The organism is Neobacillus cucumis (assembly GCF_016908975.1).
GTDB classification, from domain to species: Bacteria; Bacillota; Bacilli; order Bacillales; family Cytobacillaceae; genus Neobacillus; species Neobacillus cucumis.
The window spans coordinates 73,162-91,294 of sequence record NZ_JAFBEX010000006.1; the positions used below are offsets into that span (position 1 = coordinate 73,162).

At 35.4% G+C, this 18,133-nt stretch carries 14 protein-coding genes; 6 read left to right on the forward strand and 8 right to left on the reverse strand.

Going from position 1 to position 18,133, the window contains the following annotated elements; genetic code table 11:
• Positions 1 to 690: 690 nt before the first annotated feature.
• From JOC76_RS09355 to JOC76_RS09370, 4 genes are all read right to left on the reverse strand, one after another.
• Positions 691 to 1,197, reverse strand: a complete 507-nt coding sequence (locus tag JOC76_RS09355) for a GIY-YIG nuclease family protein (protein ID WP_205177340.1) — start codon at positions 1,195 to 1,197, stop codon at positions 691 to 693.
• A gap of 51 nt (positions 1,198 to 1,248) precedes the next feature.
• Complete coding sequence (locus JOC76_RS09360) at positions 1,249 to 2,514, reverse strand: lecithin retinol acyltransferase family protein (protein WP_205177341.1); 1,266 nt, start codon at positions 2,512 to 2,514, stop codon at positions 1,249 to 1,251.
• Entirely contained in the window at positions 2,511 to 4,457 is a 1,947-nt protein-coding gene (locus JOC76_RS09365) for a hypothetical protein (RefSeq protein WP_205177342.1), read from the reverse strand. Before JOC76_RS09365 ends, JOC76_RS09360 begins: the two co-directional genes overlap by 4 nt.
• Before the next feature lie 1,346 nt (positions 4,458 to 5,803).
• A complete protein-coding gene (locus JOC76_RS09370; RefSeq protein WP_239557649.1) occupies positions 5,804 to 6,604 on the reverse strand; it encodes a COG4705 family protein in 801 nt (266 codons plus the stop codon).
• 332 nt (positions 6,605 to 6,936) lie between these two features.
• Here JOC76_RS09370 and JOC76_RS09375 point away from each other — a divergent pair, with 332 nt between their 5' ends.
• The 3 genes from JOC76_RS09375 (at position 6,937) to JOC76_RS09385 (ending at position 10,401) form a co-directional block, all read left to right on the forward strand.
• A complete protein-coding gene (locus JOC76_RS09375) occupies positions 6,937 to 7,077 on the forward strand; it encodes a hypothetical protein (protein ID WP_205177343.1) in 141 nt (46 codons plus the stop codon).
• A gap of 659 nt (positions 7,078 to 7,736) precedes the next feature.
• Positions 7,737 to 8,708, forward strand: a complete 972-nt coding sequence (locus JOC76_RS09380) for an LCP family protein (RefSeq protein ID WP_205177344.1) — start codon at positions 7,737 to 7,739, stop codon at positions 8,706 to 8,708.
• A 1,273-nt stretch (positions 8,709 to 9,981) separates the two neighbouring features.
• Positions 9,982 to 10,401: a VanZ family protein gene (locus JOC76_RS09385; protein ID WP_205177345.1), complete on the forward strand. Its 420-nt coding sequence runs from the start codon at positions 9,982 to 9,984 to the stop codon at positions 10,399 to 10,401.
• A 74-nt stretch (positions 10,402 to 10,475) separates the two neighbouring features.
• On the opposite strand, the gene tatC is transcribed toward JOC76_RS09385, so the two are convergent.
• Complete coding sequence (gene tatC, locus JOC76_RS09390; protein WP_205177346.1) at positions 10,476 to 11,204, reverse strand: twin-arginine translocase subunit TatC; 729 nt, start codon at positions 11,202 to 11,204, stop codon at positions 10,476 to 10,478.
• A 315-nt stretch (positions 11,205 to 11,519) separates the two neighbouring features.
• On the opposite strand from tatC, the gene JOC76_RS09395 reads away from it, so the two are divergent.
• Positions 11,520 to 12,872, forward strand: coding sequence for a glycosyltransferase family 2 protein (locus JOC76_RS09395; protein WP_205177347.1), 1,353 nt, complete (start codon positions 11,520 to 11,522; stop codon positions 12,870 to 12,872).
• 153 nt (positions 12,873 to 13,025) lie between these two features.
• Here JOC76_RS09395 and JOC76_RS09400 read toward each other — a convergent pair whose 3' ends face one another.
• Positions 13,026 to 13,373, reverse strand: coding sequence for a GIY-YIG nuclease family protein (locus JOC76_RS09400; RefSeq protein WP_205177348.1), 348 nt, complete (start codon positions 13,371 to 13,373; stop codon positions 13,026 to 13,028).
• A 763-nt stretch (positions 13,374 to 14,136) separates the two neighbouring features.
• Positions 14,137 to 15,444 (reverse strand): polysaccharide deacetylase family protein, encoded by a 1,308-nt coding sequence (locus tag JOC76_RS09405; protein WP_205177349.1) that lies wholly within the window; start codon positions 15,442 to 15,444, stop codon positions 14,137 to 14,139.
• Positions 15,445 to 15,662: 218 nt separating this feature from the next.
• Between JOC76_RS09405 and JOC76_RS09410 the strand changes: the two genes are divergently transcribed.
• Positions 15,663 to 15,998 (forward strand): ArsR/SmtB family transcription factor, encoded by a 336-nt coding sequence (locus JOC76_RS09410; RefSeq protein ID WP_205177350.1) that lies wholly within the window; start codon positions 15,663 to 15,665, stop codon positions 15,996 to 15,998.
• Positions 15,999 to 16,038: 40 nt separating this feature from the next.
• Positions 16,039 to 17,037: an NADP-dependent oxidoreductase gene (locus JOC76_RS09415; protein WP_205177351.1), complete on the forward strand. Its 999-nt coding sequence runs from the start codon at positions 16,039 to 16,041 to the stop codon at positions 17,035 to 17,037.
• Between the two features lie 399 nt (positions 17,038 to 17,436).
• Here JOC76_RS09415 and JOC76_RS09420 read toward each other — a convergent pair whose 3' ends face one another.
• Entirely contained in the window at positions 17,437 to 18,060 is a 624-nt protein-coding gene (locus JOC76_RS09420) for a hypothetical protein (RefSeq protein ID WP_205177352.1), read from the reverse strand.
• Positions 18,061 to 18,133: the final 73 nt, after the last annotated feature.

An 18,133-nucleotide genomic window follows, 5' to 3' on the forward strand; every position in this document is an offset into this window, starting at 1 on the left:
AAGTTATTTGTCTCGCTGTTAAAATGCATGGTTAAGGTAAATTTTCAAATTATTTTGGAATGCAATTCTATTTATGTCATAATTCCTACTATATTCTAAGATTTTATTAATCTCTTCAATCATTAATGATTCTTTTTTCCTTGAGGATGTTTTTCGATAATAACTTTTCCTATATAATTCCTATCTTTACCTCTTGTTTTTCAATAATATTCATCAATTCGTACTTTTCTATAGATCCTTCTATTACATATAGATTGAACCTACAAGTTGTATTCGCTGCCATTGCAACAGTTTCTGTATCCATAATCAAAATTACTTGAATGATTCCGCTTAGACCTATAAATACCTTTATCTATTTAATGGATTTAACCACCTAATTCGCATAAACTTTTTTGGTAGTATCATATATTGAAGGTGATAAGTATGTTTTTTAGCCCAATTCTACTCAATAAGACTGATAAACCGTTCTATACTGCAGACTATGTATCCGAACCAAAAATGGATGGGTTCCGACTCATCCATTCACATATAGAATAGAAAAAGCTTTATACAGCCACAAAACGGATGGTCACTACCCGTTTTCTAGAGTAGATGAGTAATGAAACAGGCTTACCAAGAAAAATGCCACAGATAGAAAATTAACTTCAAATAAGAATCAAAAAATTTAATACTTACCTTCTCATGACTCTTTTAATGTACTGCCCACTTGTAAGTTTCATAACTGTAAATGTCTAACTTACTTGACCATCGTAATCCAGAAATCTCAGGGAAAAGATCTCTGTGGTGCCCCCAATTTAGAATATGAATATTCTGCATCTCTGAATCTGGAAGGGAAGATATACTTCTTGAATTAAACGCAGGCTTGTGAACATAGATTAATAAACGTTCAGCTAAATCAATTTCTTTAGACCATTGTTCTTCTGTTGGAGTTTGTTGCCCATGTAACCTTCCAACATATATTTTTGTATTTTTGGAGTCATTGTTGTAAAGCCAACTTTCTTGAGAAATCCTTTTACCTAGTGTTTGGTAATCAGCCTTACCAATATACAATAATACATCACTACCATAAATCGGGTGTTTACCGTATATTTGATAAATACCATAATCGGTTTCTTCGTTCATTAACTTTGTTAGATCGTTTAACGTATAGGAGCCGTCCCAATCAATTTGGATTATATAAGTATTAGTTATCTCCATAAAAATTTCACCTACTTAAAATAAATTAATATAATTCTCTTAGCCACTAGTTTAAGCTTTAGTATTTTCTAAAAGCCTAGCTCTGGTCTCTTTTAGCTGTGACTCAACTATTTTTTTATCCTCCAATGCAAACTGTTCTTTAAAATCATTAGATAAGTTTTGTAATAGACCTACTGTAATCTGGCCGTTTTGCTGGATAATTGTTTCTCTGTCCTTAAGAAGACTGTTTACTATTTCTTCCTGACGTTTCATTATCGATTCTATTTGTAAATAAGAATGTTTTACTTGTAGGGCCATGTCATCTTGAATCCTTTTTTGGTACAGCTCATGTGCAGCTGTACCGGGTTCGTACTGTTCAAGCAATGATAGAAGCATAGGAAATTTATCAGTAGTATATTTAGCATTTTCAGCATTGACCCGCTCGGTAAGTTCCTGATAAAAAGTTTCCATATCCTTCACAATTTGCATAGAAGCGCTTTGTATAAGGATTAGCCTTTTCTCTGAGATTTCTTTTATTTTTTCCTGCATAGCCACAAACGTCTGGGCCATATGATTAAACCCTCTTGCTTTAGCCTCCTCAATTGCCATGTTCGATTTCAATTCAAATTCTAAAATGTCTAGGTGAGCATTTTTCATAAGCTCTATACGCTCGTTTTCTTTATTAACCAACCTAATTTTCGTATCTGCCTCAATCTCAGCAATTTTTACCTTGTCCGGTTCGTATGTGTATGTATGAGTAGTGGCCGTACTATTTCTTCCACTGCTTCCACTTCTTCCTGAATTGCCGTTACCCCACAAGGCATTCCACGCGTCTCCTAATCTTCCAAAAAGGCCCATATAACTCTTTCTCCCTTGCATCGGCTTTCCGCCGTTTATTAAAATGCCAAATATTCTTTCAACCTGCTTACTACGAAATCGCCCTAAGGTACACATATTGGCAAAATGCTCACAGTTATTAATAATCAAGTTGTACCCCCTGTCACCCAAGCAGGCCCTAGCAAAATGAACTATATGTTCAACAGGATAAAGGTCGTTCAGTTCTTCTTGTGTATATTCCTTGACTTCTAAGGTACCCCCCTGTAAAAAAGCCTCTAGATTAGTCTTGATCACCTCATTTTTCGACCAATCAAGAATATTATCTGCATCCTCGCCAGTAAAATGGATTACCTCATCATGGGAAATATAAACTCCATGGTGGTTATACAATCCTCTTGAAACCCTAATATGGTCAGCTCGACTTGGAGTTGTGAAAATCCATATTTCTTCTGGTTCTTTAGCTTTTAGATGCTCATAAGCAGGAGTCAGTCTAAAGCTCATTGCTTAACCAATTCCTTTCTCATCCTAAATACAAGTCCGTTATATTCTTTTTCACGCCTCTGTAACTCTTCACTGTATGCTTTGATATCCGAAATATAGACATCAAAATTCTTTCGTTTAAGGTCAGCGAAATCAGTAAGGACGTCTAAGGAGATTTTCGTAATTTCTTTATCTGTAACAAAGTTAAGTATTTCTTCGACTTGCAAATCAAGCAAACTATCAGCCCATTCCAGTAAAAACAGACGGTCTTCCACCCGATCAAGGCCAAAAATAATATCTTTCAACTCTTTTTGAAAGTGATACCCTAGAGCGTAAAGGACACTTTCCACCTCAAACTTTTCCTGCAATTCCCCAGCAACTAGGAAGAAACACTTTGTATGGATTGCTTTCCTTTCTTCAATATAAAACTTATCTAATCCTTCTTTATACTCCTCTAGTAGTCCAAGAATTACATCAACCTCAGTCAAACCTTCTTCGGTTATATTTGTAAGGTTGCCTTTCAAGCTATAATCAATAAGCGGCAAAAACCTTCCCTCAATCGTAAATCGTTTCTTTTGCCATTCATTAAACCACGGATTATATGTATCACTTTCTATTCCATCATCGTCACATGCAGTTTTAAAATCATCCATTAATTTGGTTTTAAAGGTTTTGTAATTTCCACTCCATGCTTCCCAGTTATTGATAATATTGGATGCATATATTTTATTCCCTTCAAAGAACTCAATCTTTTTTAATGCTTTTATAATCATTGAAACTGCATATTCCACGATAAATGAAAAGCTTGCCCTTTCTTCTTTTTCTAAAACTGCAAGTTCCTTAAGGGCATTCATCCTGCTGCTAATTCCCTCTATTCGAACACCAATATCTTCTGCCTGATTTTTTATAGCTAAAAGTTTATCTTTCGTACTGTTCATACTAAGCTCAAAATGTCTTTTAACGTATGCTTGCCTGTTTTTAAATAGCTCATTTTCTTCATCAGTAAAATTAGGGTTTACAGCATATTTCTTGGAAAGCTTCAGACTTATAATATTAAAATCACGAATAATTTCACTTTTCACTTCCTCGTAGTAACTAAGCCTTTCCATCAATTCATCTAACACAGAAATAACTGCCTCATGGTATTTAATAACTGAGAAGTCTATATTTGGAACATCATATTTCGAAAGTATTTGCAGATAGTCAAATGAAGATGATAGCAATACTTCCTCCTGTAAGCTCATAATTTCATTTTCAAAGTAATTCAATTCTTCAATCAAAGATGGCTTTTCGATGTAAATTTTTCTAAAAAGTCCTGTTATTTCACTATCAAAAAAATTAGGTTCCAAACCGTTTCCGACAAAAAGGTTTAGTGTAAATTGTGCACGTTCTGTTTTAGTATAAACTTTGTTCTTATTAGAAACATGGTTTACATAATCCTCGGGTACTAAACAAGAACTGCAAGGGAGGAGACATCCACTTCCAATTGCAATATTATTTGTCGCACCTTGCTGATCTAAATCTTTTTTTTGGATGCGATTTTCATAGTTAACAAGCCAGTAATCTTCACTATTTATTCTCCAGTTATTTCCTCTTATAAAAGGGAATGATTTATCTGAAATCATATTCCAAAGTTCAAGGGCGGTAGGAACCCTCCAGCCAGTGAAATTATCAAGCGCTGTTGTTTCTAATAGATTTTCTGCCTGAAAACCGGTATACTCTTCACCATTTTCTTTTGCGTATTTAAAGTAATCTAAGTTTGCCCATAGTATTCCAGTATCCCGATCCATTAAAACTTTGGGCTTATTCTTAAAAAAATACCATCTTTGTTCTTGGATTGCTTCCAGTATACGATTAGTTCCAGTTCCTATCCCTGAAAGGGTTCTGATTTCATCATTCAATTTATTAATCTCAACTTCTAAATTATGAATTTTTTTGACTAACATTGATTTTTCTTCATACAAATTTGCCTGTTGAAGATTAAGTTCATGAATTTTTCTGGCATTATTTTCATTTTCAATTCCTTCATACTTCTCTTCTATGTCTCTTATAGTGGTAAATATTTGGTTACGTTTTAATAATAAATCATTAAGTTTGCTCATTTTGCAATACCTCCTAGAAGTAGGTTAAATCGAAGACTTTTAATACTCATTCAAAGAACCCTAAGTAAACCTTTCTTCATTTACTTTTTTAAGGATGGCCCCCGAAACACAGGAATAATAGACTATGTATTTTTTACCATTATAACTATATTCCCCTTTTTACGGTGATATTTTATCTGTATTCTTGAAGATTGTATTTATTTCAGTCCGTAATTATACAGATACCCTCTAGCTGAAAACAATTTTAAATTCATAAAACAAGGTCCTTGTCTTTTTTTGCATTGTGGATTTAATTTTAAAAAAGGACGACCATAATAGGACGACCGAATTTCCTCTAATTATGTATATTAATAGTTTTTTTGCTCTTATTAGTGTACTTTTCTTATATCCGCCCTAAAATAATTGGAAACCCATTCTTACAAACAAGCGTAGAGATTACAATGCTTACCCCTCCTGGGTTAGTTCTAAAATTCATATTTCTTTCCATTAGACATTATTGAGAAAACAACCAATGACCTTGATGATTCGGACAATGGTTTAGCAAGTAAAAGTACTCAACTTATAGCGGACGAAGTTAAAACAATTGGAAATAACATTAGTAATTTAACCGAGGATAAAAAAGAATTTTATAAAAAGAAATTTTTAATGAAAGCTATCTCGTTTTTGATAGTCATTTTTACACCCATCATAAGAAAATCTCAATCAAAAAGCCTGTATAGAATAAAATTCTACACAGGCTTTCAAATTTCCTATTAGTGTATCAACAGCCCTATATGGAGTACATTTTTCGGTCTTTTTGTGTCCTCTCGATTAATAACTGTTAATAATCATTTAAAGGATATAATCGGAGGAAGGTTATATTTAACGAATTTCAGATTAAGCCATTTGACTAGGAATCCCAATCTGGACCATGTGTCAGAACGTTATATTTCATATACGCCTGACTTTAAGAACAGAGTTGTAAGAGAGAATTTTAATGGGGATTCAATAAAATGACTCCGGTCCAATACCAGAGTCATTTACTAGCTTCATAAAAAGGCCTTTTTTAAACTATCCATTTTATAGGTCAAAGTTAAAAATAGATTAGTCTTTTTTTCATATAACATTTAGATAGTAATGACACCACGACCTTAGCAATGTTATACCGGAAGTTCCCTCCACTATTCGTTTTTTCTGCTATGGCTTTATCTGAAATCAACCTATATTTCCTAAGATGCTCTCTCCTCTTTATCCAAAACTTCCACACCTTTTGCCGGTGAACCTCCCCGAAACGCGACTAGGAGAATAATAAAAATCAATAAAACAAGACTAACCAAACCTTTATCTATTCCCAAGCCCCCGTGGATATGAGCCGCAGCTAACCAATCTGAGAACGAGGCACCTACTGGACGCGTCATGATATAAGCGAACCAGAAAGCAAAAATTTCATTAAAACCAAAGAATTGGTAACCCAAAGCTGGAATAACAAGCATGACCGTAAATAATAAACCTGAAGTTAAGTAGCCTAAGTGCATGCTTGATGCGGTCATATCCCCTGCAGCAGTACCGAGTGCGAAGGTTACCAGTACAGTGAGCCAGTAAAAAATCTCACGGCGACGAGTAAAGATGCTGTGTACGGACAGCGTTTTTTCCTTCGCATACCAAGTGATAAGAACAGCAGCGAGTCCCACTATAAAGACAATGGTTGAAACGATGTAGGGAATGCCCAATCCGACACGAACCACATCTGCAGCCATTGTCCCAAAGATACTAACCATGATGACAACTAACCAGTAAACGGATGGTATATATCGGCGTACTTTAAACTGTAATACCATGGCAACGATAAAAATAAGCAAACTTAGCGGTGCTGAAATAAACGGATTTAGTTTTTCGAATAAATAATCGGATGCCACTTCACCCATTCCAGTCGTCAGCAGCTTCGTAATCCAAAAGTAGAAAGTAATTTCAGGCACTTTAGCTAACATTTGCATGGCCTGATTCTTGGTGACCGATACAGAATTGTTCATTTTTCAACCTTCTTTCAATAATCTTTAATAAACAAAGGCTTAAGTATAAAGAATAACAAGCTATCATATAATTTTTCCCATTATTGTAAAAATCAAGTGGAGCTAGAGTGTTTTCACGCTAGTCTCTACTATATTACATATGGGTGAGTTATTTATTAAAGCTTGATTAAAATTAACTTAAGTGTCTATTAAGTATGGTTGGTATTCTCTTTTACATCGGTTCTTAACAAAAGATTTACATTCCATTCATTAACTCTTCATATTCTATTTGTATTATTAAGACATAGCTTTTTTGGACAACTTCAAACATTCAAATTAAATGAGGTGATTTTATGCTAAAAATAATAAAATCGTTAGCAGAAAGAATTACATCTTACATCGAAGAATATGAACATATTGAGTTTGAAGACTTAGATGAGTTTAATGAAAATAATGATTATATTTATGATCCTGGTTGGAATCACAATCTTTAAAAATAAGTTCAAATTTGGAGTCCTTGAGGGCTCTTTTTAATGTTTCAGATTTGGAAGAAAATGCGTACTAGTGTGTATTGATACACACTAGTATTTATTGGACCATATTCCCATTACCAATGGAGATGGGAATGTTGGTAACACCCTTAAAGTTCATTTTCTATGCACATTGCGACTAGACGTTTCAAGTAAAAAAAAGAGCCATTCCCCTTAATACTAACTAGGAAATGACTCTTAAATTCGACTCCGGAGAATTACTAAATCCCCTTCAATCTCTTCTGCTCTTTCTCCCACACCGAATACAGATACCAGAATAATAGTCATACTTATGCCTTTTCTGAAAAAGACATATGATAGCTTTTAATTTCATTACGCGCCTCTTTTCATAGGATTATTTTATCAATAAGCCTATCAAAAATAGGAAACATATAAAACTAATAACTACAAATATTTACAAAATTCAACCAAAAGTACTATACTTCTGATAAAATCTACAAATATTAAAAAATAATCAACCAAAAGTACTATACATCTAAGAAATTCTACAAATTCTGCATTTTCCCAAAATAATCTTATTGATTACAATCTCCAAAAATAGTAAGATTACTCAGTATTTATGACTATAAATTTCAATTAATACTTTTTCAGTGGAGGAAATTATGGAGAAAAGAGAAAAAAAAGGGAAAAGAAAATGGAAGATCCTTGGCCTCAGCATTCTAGGAATCTTTGTTTTAGGGATTGCTGCCTTAGGATATGAGTACTATCAATTACAGCCAAAAAATCATTTCTCAACCGTGCCTGTAGTAGGTGCAAAGAAAACTAGCACCGATCAAGTAAAAACACCGATATTTAATGTGCTTTTAATCGGTTCTGACCAACGAAAAGGTCAAAAGTTGGGCCATACCGATTCTATGATGCTCATTCATGTTGACTTAAATAAAAATAAATACCAAGCTGTAAGTATTCCACGTGACACTCGTGTGCATGTAGATGGCTATGGATATACCAAACTAACAAGCGTTCAATACATTATGCAAGCCAAAAAAGGCACTCAAAAAGGGGTTGAAGCAGCGGTGGCTGCAGTAAGTGATTTTATGGGTGTTCCGATTAATTATTATGTTGAAACGAACTATTGGGGCTTCCAATCAATGGTAGATTCATTAGGCGGTATTAACATGAACGTTCCATTTGATGTAACTTTAACCCATCCATGGTATAAGGAAAATAAGAATAAAGTAATCAGTGCAGGTACTTATTCTTTTGATGGAAAAATGGTAACTGAGGTTGTTCACGAGCGCTATTCGCTTAAAAATGGTGAATATGGTCGTCAACAATCACAAGAAGAAGCTCTAAAGGGCATTGCCAAGGCGGCATTAAGCCCAAGCAAGATTACCAAATTACCAGACTTAGTGAAAACAATCCCTCAATTTGTCCTGGCTACGAATATGACAACATCGGATATGTTGAGTCTTGGGTTATCTGCAAAAGACTTTGATCCACAAACTCAATTAACCTATCAACAAATTCGTGGTGAAAGTAAGACATTATATGACGATATTTTAAAAGCAAAAAACTATCAAATTGTGATAAATCAAGACCAAGTTAAGAAAATAGCGGTTAATTTCCAATAAGACTCAGGAAGGATGGTTTTCATGCTTTAGTAGCATAAATGAACCATCCTTTTTTCCTCTTTCCATTCGATCTTTTCAAACAATTAGCCCCATAATCCCACAATAACATTTTATTAATTCTACAATTTATCCTATTGCAAATGTAACCGTTTTCATTTATAGTTAATGAAACGCTATAGCAAACATAATAGGTATCTACAACTTTACTAGGAGTGGTTGATATGGACAAACAAGGAAATCTATTAGTTGGACTATTTTGGGGCACCTCTTTAAGTATACCATTATGGATGGCGTTTTTCGGCTGGATGAAACTTCTAATTCACTTTGTCAATTAAATCAATATATATATTATGCTAAACAGAGTAAGGACCCAAACCGATTGGGTCCTTACTCTGTTTTATGAATCCGACACAAGCTTCTCGAAATTCCCAAAAACTTCAACCTCATCAAATCCCACAGGAAGAATAAAATGAATCCCCTTCGGTCATTTGTTTTTTAAGTTCTCTTTAAGGAGAATTTATTAAACTAAAGACCTATACCCGTACCCGCTGAATTAATTGACAAATTTCCGAATCTTACTGTATAGGAAATGATCTGATTCGAAAATATATTACAATAAGATAGTAGTAGTGCTAAAGTTGCAAACAGATGGTCCTCGACCATATTTTCATTACTTCCCCCCTAGTTCCCCACTCCATTCATTGCTCATAAATGATACAAAAAAACTCCCTTTAATGAATAATCGATATTTCCAATTCAATATCCAATGCACAAGAGTAATTTTCTTCATTCTAGGGAATAATAAAAATTATGTCTGAGATGAACCACCTTAAATTCTGTTTCAGATAATTTTGAAGACAAGTGGTTCATATACTTTATTTAACTACACAATCATTAGAGGTGAACATAATGGAAAAGCAGGGAAATTTTTTAGTGGGATTCATGTGGGGAACATCTTTTAGTATTCCATTATGGATCGCCGTATTGGGATGGGTAAAATTAATCCTTCGTTTATTTTAAAGATAAGCTTGTACACAATGGAGTGAATCATATGAATGAAAAGGATGATGGAAGGAATTTTGGTAAAGGCTGTTTTTGGGGTATCCTGCTATCCATCCCTTTATGGATAATCTTCTTTTTCATAATTCGGCACTTGTTTCATAAATGAACAAATACTCTGCACACCTCTTAAGCCAATTTTAATGTGAAAAATCGAACACAAAAACTCTTAAAATGATAAGATATTCCTATCAAAGATTTTGCAGGTGTTCTGATGAAAAAAAAGATACTTATAAATATCCTGTTTATTTTTTCCCTGATTTTTATATTCCGATTGACGATGCTTCCCAACGCTTCCTTAGGCATTGGGATGAATAAGGGAGAACTCAACTTCATACCGTTAATTAATTTAGGTAATCCCCTATCTCCCGATTTTATAGTGAATGTTGGCGGTAATATTGTCTTGTTTATTCCTTTCGGTTTATTCCTACCATTAAAATTTCCTAAACTGAGAAGAACACTAACTGTCACTTTGATGGGATTATCATTATCCATCTTAATTGAGTGTATCCAATTATCAATGCCTAATCGATGCACGGATATTAATGATGTGATCTTAAATACCTCTGGAGCCTATATTGGATATCGCATATTCCGCAAATTTTTAGCAGCATATAATGTTCTAAGTCTATAAATGACAAGGGTCAGTCCCCCACTGCGTTAAAAGAGGGCACTAAACAGTGGGGGACTGACCCCTTTATGATCCTTTTAACTGCTTATATATCCAGCATTTACTTCCTTTCGTTTGTAAACCACTTTGGATAATAAAATACTAATTTCATATATCAATATGAGCGGAATCGCTACTGAAAGATGAGAAACAAATTCCGGCGGTGAAATCATGGAAGCGATGATGACCAAAAACAAATACGCAAATTTTCTAAACTTCACAATCCTGTATGGATTTAATATTCCTAAGGTTGTTAGGAACATAGAGACTAGCGGCAGTTCAAAGGCTATCCCAAAAGGCAATGTCATATCCATTAAAAAACTGAAATATTTATCTGCTGTAAAGGAAGTCGTCACTAAGCCGTTTCCGAGCTTAATCAGGAACCTCATGATGTTCGGAAAGATTAAATAGTACCCAAATGCTAGTCCGCCCATAAAAAGGAAAAAAAGCGCCGGGATGTATGCTAAGGTAACCCTTCTTTCCTCCAGCTTTAAAGCAGGTTTGACAAATTGCCAAATCTGCCATGCTGCGATGGGAATGGTCCCCGCCACAGCCACTACAGCAGCAATATGGAAGTAAATCGAGATAATATCACTTGGTCCGAGGACCATTAATTTATACCCCAGATTCCCCATGAAAAAGTGGTAAATATCTTTTACATATACCATACCTAAAACAAGTAATAACAAAAAAGCGATGGCAGTAAAAATCAATCTTTTCCGTAACTCTTCAAAGTGATCAACTAAACTCTGTTCTTTTTCCTCCATTGCGCAGCACCTGCCTGACCGTATCTTTAATAACAGAATTATACAGTATCTACTTGTGGGTGGATACTTTTGTTACAAAAAATACACAATGGCAATTCCACCCTGCATGATGAAAAAAGATTGTCGACCTCGAAATGAGAATCTCATATACAAGGAACCAAGTTACCACGAATTTCGAATGATTTTTCTTGACAAATAATAGTTCCTTCCAATTTCCCCCTCAGTTTACACTAAAACATCAATTTCTTCTGATTAAAATCATGGTATTATAGAACTTTATTACTTTTTTCTTTTTTTAAGAAAGGTACATGTTCTATGAAACCAATATTAAGTCCTATTAACCCCCAAATACCGACAGCGACTAAAGGAAAATATATATCAGTAAAGACTAAGTTTTGGATTAGTCACATAGCATCTTTTATCTGGATGTGTTTTTCTATCTACGTAGCACAGCCTTGGTTAGAAGATCTTGCAAAAATCGTATCGTTTCCACTAGCCTTGCTTATCATTGGTGGTATATCCTACATCCCTGGCTATATGAATACCTTTTTAGTCATAAGCTTAATTCTCGATCGCCAGCCTGCCTTTAAGAATGAATATCCGAATGATGAGATTACGATACTCATAGCCGCACATAACGAGGAAGACAAAATCTTTCAGACTTTACATTACATTGATAAACAAGACTATTCAGGAAAGGTAAAAGTATTTGTTATCAATAATGGTTCAACAGATAAAACAGTTCATGAGGTTGTAAAAGCTAAAAGGGAATTAACGACTGAAATTGAGTTACTTAATGAAGAGAAACCCGGAAAATTCAATGCTTTAAACCACGCGTTAGAAATGGTAGAGACTCCTTATGTGATTACGATTGATGCCGATACTCTACTACATCCATCTTCTATCCGATATCTTGTTGCACGAATGAAATCCAGTCCTGAAGACGTATGTGCTGTTGCAGGTTCTGTTCTAACCAAAAACAGCAGAGATAATTTATGGACAAAAGTCCAAGAATGGGACTACTTCTTAGGTATTGCATCCATTAAGCGGCTTCAAGGCTTGTACCAGGGGACATTGGTAGCCCAAGGAGCTTATAGTCTTTATAAAACTAATTGCATAAAAGAAGTAGGCGGTTGGCCTGATGCCATAGGTGAGGATATTGTTTTAACATGGCGTCTGCTTCAGAAAAAATGGAAAGTATATTTTGAGCCATTGGCTGTTTCCTTTACTGAAGTTCCAAGTACGTTTATTCACTTTGTCCGACAACGAGCAAGATGGGCAAGAGGCATGATTGAGGGATTAACTGAAATAAAACCATGGAAACAGCCTCAAGTTTATGTGAAATATTTGACAGGCATAAATCTTCTCATGCCATATTTAGATTTTACCTATACGCTATGTTGGATTCCGGGACTTATTTTGGCCTTTTTTGGTTATAACTGGATTGTGGGCCCAATGACATTACTTGTATTGCCCTTAACACTTCTTAGTTATAGTATTCTTTATTTCTATCAAAGGAATGTTGTATTTAAAGCATTAAACTTAAGAATCAGAAAAAATATTTTAGGCTTTATATTTTTCATTCTTGGATATCAATTGATTATGTCTCCAGTATCGGTATATGGTTATATACAAGAGGTTTTTAAATTGAAAAGAAACTGGAAGTGACGGAGTACGATGTTAAATCTACTCCGTTTTCTTCTGGTGGTGGGTGGGAATACCATAACCATCTATTTTCCCTACGTAAATTATTGTTTGTACATCATTATAGGGGACGGTTCTATTGGTTTCCGGCAATTGAAATCGTCCCCATGCTTCACCTTATTTGTTATAACCTCGTTCTCCATATGGTTGCAATGTTTCTAGCCATTTTTCTTCAAGTGCTGCTAATGCCTCTTTTTCGTTATAATATGGGTCATCACTCGTTTTCAATGATTCTAGTATTTCGAATGTGAAAGCATCTTTTCCGTACTCGTTCCATTCTTTTTGTAGTTCTTTGTTCGGTGTATACCCATTGGTTTCAAGCATAAATTTTATACCGTTTAAGGTTTTAAAGTTCTTAGTCTTGCTTAGATATATTTTATTGTTTATCGTATTCTTTATTTGAAAAACACCTGCTTCAACAGAAGTTTCTTTATATTGTTGTTTTAGCTGCTTTTTGCGATCCACTGGTTTCACCTACTAGATTAGTTTTTTAGTATTAAATTAGTCTACCCCATGTAAGTTTTATGTTAACAAACTGCCTACAGCACTGTCCACATGTCCTTTCTAAACACTTGGGGTACCCTTACATTCCCCTAATACGACATTCTTACGACTAGATTCCCTATATGCTATACTATTCAAACGTTTGATTAAAATTGCTGCAAGAACCGATTTATTCCGGTTTCTCCTACTGCGGTTGAAAAAAGATTGTCGAGTTCTAAAATGAAATCACTTTATAATCTCCCCCCTTTTCATCAAAATGGGACTAGTTTCATTTGATATGACACCAATCTATTTACTTCTCACTTTTTCAACATTAAACAAACGATTAGTTAAAACCTTCCCCATCCAGCTCTATTGCTCAATTTCCCTCTCCCATTCTCTAAAAAATATGAAAAAAACTGTCTCTTACCTATGTTTCAATTCTACTTATGATAACCATCTAATGAGCAACTTTCTAAAGGAAAGGGTCTGCATTTGTGAACCTTAGTAATAACCCATAGGAACGAGTACTCATTAATCCATAAAAAAGAAGCACGAGAACCGTCCCCATGCTTCACCATCTAATGAGCAACTGAAAATTGACCAACTTTCTAAAGGAAAGGGTATGCTTTTGTGAACCTTGGTTATGACCCATAGGACCGAGTACTCATTAATCCATAAAAAAGAAGCACGAGAACCGTCCCCATGCTTCTCATACTTTAGCTGAGTGAGGGTCTGACCCCCATTACCTGTATGGATTAGTATTCAATAAGGTCGCTACATCCACTATTTCAAATCCTCTGGCTTTTAACCCTTCGATAATGGTTGGGACCGCCTTGGCCGTCTCTGTTTTGTCATCATCGCTGTGCATCAAGATGATGTCTCCATTACGCACGTTGTCCATAACATTTTTTTGAATATTGGCTTGCTCTTTCTGTGACCAATCCAGGGTATCAATGGACCAAATGATGATTTTAGACTGTTGCTCTTTGGCAGAGCTGATCACCTTTTCATCGACATCGCCATAAGGCGGCCTGAGCAGTGCCGGTGCTTTGCCGATAACAGCACGGATAGCTTCAGATGATTTCAATAAATCCTGCCGTAGGTCAGCATCCTTTTCCTTTGTTAGCTCGTGATGATAAAAACTGTGGCTACCAATAACATTTCCGTTATCATAAGCAGCTTTGACAATATCGGGATTTTGCTGGACCTTTTGACCAATAAAGAAAAAAGTCCCCTTCACATTTTCCTTTTTCAAAGCGTCAATAATTTTGGGAGTATTGATCCGGTCGGGGCCATCGTCAAATGTAAGTGCGACCCTCTTTTTATCAGGACCATTCACAAATACCTCATTGGGATATTTCTTCGGAAAGTTGAGAATCAACTCACGCCATTGAATCATTTTTTGCCAGGCCGATGGCGAAAGATTCTTGGAATTTCCCTTTATGGAAAGGATATAAGTTTCATCTGTATTGGATAGTTCAACAGGGCTGTAGACTGAAATATGATCCACCTTCCCTGTTTGATTGGATATTATCCACTTTAATTGATATTGGGCATTCAGTTTATACATGATTATTTTTTCTTTTTGATTTGTGGAAAGCCTTGCCGGGTTCCCCATCGAATCTTTTATATCCGTGAAAGTAAATAGTTGAATGGATGGCTCGTTGGAACGGACGTCATATATACGTCCATCTTTGGTGAATCCAAAAACAGCATGCTTAGCAGTATAGGTTGCATAAAACCCATTTCCAACCTGGTCAATCTGATTAGGCTCCCCCCAGGCCTTTTTAACTTCCGAAATGGTGGATTGATGGGCAGCGAAAGGATTGTTAACTACATATCCGGTCTTAGCCAAAGAAACAATTTTTTGAACAGTCAGAGGTGGTTGCTCCTTTTCAGTATCATGTTTTAGGGTATTGCCTTGGTTATCTTTATTCTCTTCCTGTGCTTGCTGATCTGATTTATGATTTTCTGATGGCCCAATGTCCTTAGAATGATTGCAGGCTGTCAAGATGACAACACTAAACAAAATTGCAGAATAAATTTTCATTTGAATCCTCCTGTCCATACTTCAACCGTGATTTCCCTCTTATAAAATGATTCTTCATAAAATGGATTTTTCCTTTTGCGCTAGCAACCTCGTGTGATGTATTCGTCTCGATTTGCTTTCTCAATATTGCAGCTAACCTAATAATCGTATATTGTTGTATTCAGTTATTTGGTTCATCAACTTAAACCATTAAACTGATTGCTGGAGGTATTTACTGAATGAATAAACAGGACCAACTAAATAGGATCAAAGAGGATTTTATTAATTGTCAAAAAGTACTATTGGCAATTGGTGATGAAACACGTCAATCGATCTTGTTAGTTCTAATGGGGACGGATTGTCAAACAGGATTACGTGTGGGTGAAATCACTGAACAAACACATCTTTCTCGACCTGCTGTCTCTCATCATCTTAAGGTTTTGCGGGATGCCGGTGTTATTTTAATGCGCAAAGAAGGGACAAAGAACTTTTATTATATTAATGTACGTACAGAATTAGGTTTATTAAGAACGCTTGTGTTGGATATTGATAAGTTCATGCAGAACTTTTATTGAAATATGGAATTTAAACAGACATTATTTGGAGGCATAAGCTATGAGAGCAATGGTTATTGATAGGTATGGGAAAGTTCCAATGCGTTTGGCAGAAATGCCTACACCTGAAATAGGTGAATATGAGGTACTCGCAGAAATTCATGCAGCTAGTATTAATCCTGTTGATTTTAAAATACGTGATGGGAAAGTGAAATTGTTAGTTAAATATAACATGCCTCTTATCTTAGGGAATGACTTTTCTGGTGTCGTTGCAAAGGTTGGCGCAAAAGTGACTCGTTTTAAAGTTGGTGACGAAATATATGCACGTCCACGTAAGAGTAAAATCGGTACTTTTGCTGAATATATCGCTATTCTTGAAGAGGACATCGCCTTAAAACCTAAGAATTTGAGCTTTGAAGAAGCAGCATCGATCCCACTGGTTGGGTTAACTACCTATCAAGCCCTAATAGACATTTTGCAATTACAAAAGGGACAAAAGATTTTAATTCATGCTGGGGCTGGTGGTGTCGGTACCTTTGCTATTCAACTGGCCAAATTAATAGGTGCCACTGTTGCAACGACTGCAAGTGTTGCTGGTGCGAATTTAGTAAAATCTCTTGGGGCAGATGAAATCATAAATTACAAGACAGAAAAATTTGAAGAGATACTGGAAAACTATGATGCCGTATTTGATACACTTGGGGGCGAGATACTCGAAAAATCATTCGAAGTGATAAAAAGCGGAGGGAAAATGGTTTCCGTTTCGGGATTACCGAATGCTCGTTTCGGCAAAGAATATGGTTCCGGATTTTTTAAAACGTTGTTGTTTTCAGCAGCAAGTCATAAACTTACTGCACTTGAAAAAAAGCATAATGTTCAATATACGTTTTTGTTTATGAAACCAAGTGGAGAGCAATTACGTATAATCACAAGTTTTATTGAGACTGGTAAAATCAAACCAATAATTGATAGAGTTTTTCCTTTTGAAAATGCTCAAAAAGCCATGGAATATGCAGAGACTGGTAGGGCTAAAGGAAAAATAATATTAAAAATCAAATAGTTATGAAACGAAGCAAAAAAATGTGCTGAATATAGCTCCTTGAAAAAACCATTTAGTAGAACAAGAAAAACCATCTTAATCTAGATTTGAGCCACTTTTCTATGATTTGAGCACATAAAAAATGAGCTACATGATTTCCAATCCTATAAACCTCTCTTATGATAGAAAGTGGCCAAACTTACTATCATAAGAGAGGCCGTGTTTGTCAAGATAGTTGTCGCATTTTCCTTGTTTACTAGTGTTCTATTTGGAGAAGGGTAAAGGGGATTCCAGCACAACAGAAGCCCCTGATATTTTTGAGTGGGGGTCTGACCCTCGAATTTCATGACCCATAGGAACGTTCTTTCCATTAATCCATAAAAAAGAAGCACGAGAACCGTCCCCATGCTTCCCCAGTCATTAATTTGTTTGCGAACTATCTATAATAGTGAATTTATGGTTTTTAGGTGTCCAGACATCTAGAACGCGACCTTTTTCATCTTTTACCTTGAATTGATAATTGTAATCACCTGTAGGAAGATCCACAAAGTTACGACTGCCATTTAAATAAACAGCTGAAACCCAGAATGGAAGTCCCGTATTTGGATCATCCACTTCTTTAAGCTCTCCATTATCTGGCATAGCATGAAGTTCAAAAGGTAATTCTTTGACTGTTTGACCATTACTTTTGATTTCAACAAAAATTTGAGCACCACTATTTTCAAAGTTAGCAGCATCCTCTTTAGTTAAAACCTCTTTAATGCCTGCTGTAAAAACAATGTGGGAGCCTGCTATACTTTTGTCAAACTCGTGAAGATCTGGCTGACAGCCCTGTGTTCCTGAGATAATTCCATCAACCGGTGCATGATAAGGTGAATCACCCATTTGCTTGTACGGAACACTAGTCCCGCCACTTTCTAGTGTAATCTGATTCGGTTGAATCTTTCCTTGGGCAGCTGATACCGAACTGAATCCCATTAATGGTATTGAGCCGACAACTAACGCCCCTGTTAAAGCTGCTGAATAAAGCCACTTCTTTTTCATGTTACTTCCTCCCATTTTTAAAAAGAATTTTATCTATAAAACTTAATAACAGAAACCTTTGAGCCCCATTATC